A 1,653-nucleotide genomic window follows, 5' to 3' on the forward strand; every position below is an offset into this window, starting at 1 on the left:
GCGCAGCGGACATGGCACGAAGTCTCGGCCTACTCACGCCACGCAGTGAGCACGGCGTCCTCTGCACATTCGTTCCGAGGACGCCTCTCCTCGCCCTGATGCACACGACCGGCCGCCTCTTCCCACGCAAGGATCGCGCTCCTGCAGTCGAGCCGACGAGCCCTGCCAAACTTCATCAGCTTATCTCGGCAGAGCCGCGGCTCGCCGCATGGCGGCTTGGACGTACGAAAAGGATTTCTAACGGCTTCTATACATCTGAGGCCCTGGAGCTGACGCACAAATGAGACGGTTGAACCACAGGTTCGCGCAAGGTTGGACGTTGCTGGACGCACGGTATCTGCCGTTTGCAGACGCAGCCAGCGATGACTTACCGCTTTCGCGCCTGCTCCGTCTTTCGCTGTTCCAAGTTTCGGTAGGAATGGCGCTCGTTTTGCTCAGCGGTACGCTGAACCGAGTTATGATCATTGAGCTGTCGGTACCAAGTTGGCTCGTTGCTCTCATGGTGTCGCTACCTCTTCTTTTTGCACCGTTCCGTGCGCTGATCGGCTTCCGCTCGGACAATCATCGCTCATTCTTGGGCTGGCGCCGCGTACCGTATATCTGGTTTGGCTCACTGCTTCAGTTCGGTGGCCTCGCCATCATGCCATTTGCGCTTATCGTCCTATCGGGCGACGCCAACGGCCCCCTCTGGATCGGCTATGCCGCATCTGCGCTTGCCTTCCTCATGGTCGGTGCTGGCCTGCATACGACCCAGACTGCCGGTCTTGCCCTCGCGACGGATTTGGCTCCTGAAGAAGCCCGCCCGCGTGTGGTCGCTTTCCTGTACGTAATGCTGTTGCTTGGAATGGTCGCTGCTGCATTGGCCTTTGGCTGGTTGCTTGGAAACTTCAGCCAGATGCGCCTCATCCAGCTGATCCAAGGCGCGGCGATCCTGACAATGATCCTGAACTGTGTGGCGCTCTGGAAACAAGAGGCTCGCGATCCGCGCCGCACCGACCCTGCTCAACCGCCCGCTTCTTTCAGCGAAGCGTGGCACAAGTTCCGCGGCGGTGGGCGCACAAGTCGCGTACTCCTAGCCGTCGGGTTGGGAACAGCCGCCTTCAGCATGCAAGACATTCTGCTGGAGCCCTACGGCGGTGAAGTGCTTGGACTAAGCGTCGGTGCAACCACAGCACTAACGGCCTTGCTGGCTGCGGGGACGCTTTGCGCCTTTGCGCTGTCCGCCTCTCTTCTAAGCCGCGGCGTCGATCCTTACCGTCTGGCCGGCTTCGGTGTCGTGGTCGGTATTCTCGCGTTTGCTGCTGTCATCCTGTCGGCGCCCATGGCGTCAGCCGGACTATTCCGCGCAGGTACAGCCTTGATTGGGTTTGGTGCGGGTATGTTCGGTGTCGGCACGCTGACGGGGGCGATGGCCCTCGCTGATGATGGCAATAGCGGACTTGCCCTCGGCGCGTGGGGCGCTGTGCAAGCCTCGGCCATGGGCTTAGCGATCGCCGCAGGCGGCTTCATTCGCGACGCAGTTTCCAGTCTTGCGGATGCATCATTGTTGGGACCAGCGCTGACGGGTCCCGCCGTCGGCTATGGCGTCGTCTATCAGCTGGAAATCTTATTGCTCATTGCAACTCTCATCGCGATCGGACCGCTTGTGCGATT

Annotated in this window: 1 protein-coding gene and 1 pseudogene; both read left to right on the forward strand. The window is 60.6% G+C overall.

Annotation, left to right across the window (positions count from 1 at the left end; translation table 11 throughout):
- Window positions 1-284, forward strand: a pseudogene (locus AC33YF_RS13885) (magnesium protoporphyrin IX methyltransferase); the annotation flags it as partial.
- On the forward strand, window positions 281-1,653 hold a 1,373-nt coding region (locus AC33YF_RS13890; RefSeq protein ID WP_491777807.1), incomplete at its 3' end, for a BCD family MFS transporter. The pseudogene AC33YF_RS13885 and the gene AC33YF_RS13890, both read left to right, overlap by 4 nt.

Source organism: Methyloceanibacter sp. (genome assembly GCF_058506495.1).